Here is a 312-nt window from a genome sequence, read left to right as displayed (position 1 = left end):
GGCTGGGGGGGGGGACCGGCTCGCTGGGGGGCGGGTGGAGGGTGATGGCCTCCCCCACCGGGGACTGGAGGGAGCCGTCCTTGCCGTAGAGCTCGACGTCGACCACGGCGGCCGAGTCGTCGGGGTTCGTCAGGTGGACGTAGTCGGTGCGGTCGCCCGCTGTGCTGGCGCCCGGGAACCAGAAACTCGTGTCCGGAGCCGCGCAGTTGACGCCCTGAAGGCCGCGTCCGGTGCCCGCGGCGACCTCCGTGGTCTGCTGGACGGTCCAGCCGGGCGCGAACCTGCCGTCGGCGGTCCCGACGAGCGCGGGCG

At 75.0% G+C, this 312-nt stretch carries 1 protein-coding gene; it reads right to left on the bottom strand.

Features of this window, described 5'->3' with window-relative positions; translation table 11 throughout:
* Nucleotides 1-312: DUF5719 family protein (locus IF47_RS0127195; protein WP_031511737.1), on the bottom strand; the 312-nt coding region annotated here is incomplete at both ends.

Origin of the sequence: Streptomyces megasporus (assembly GCF_000718985.1) — a bacterium.
Lineage (GTDB): Bacteria > Actinomycetota > Actinomycetes > Streptomycetales > Streptomycetaceae > Streptomyces > Streptomyces megasporus.
Note: the sequence above shows the minus strand (reverse complement) of the source record. Positions and strands in the feature narration are given on the sequence as shown.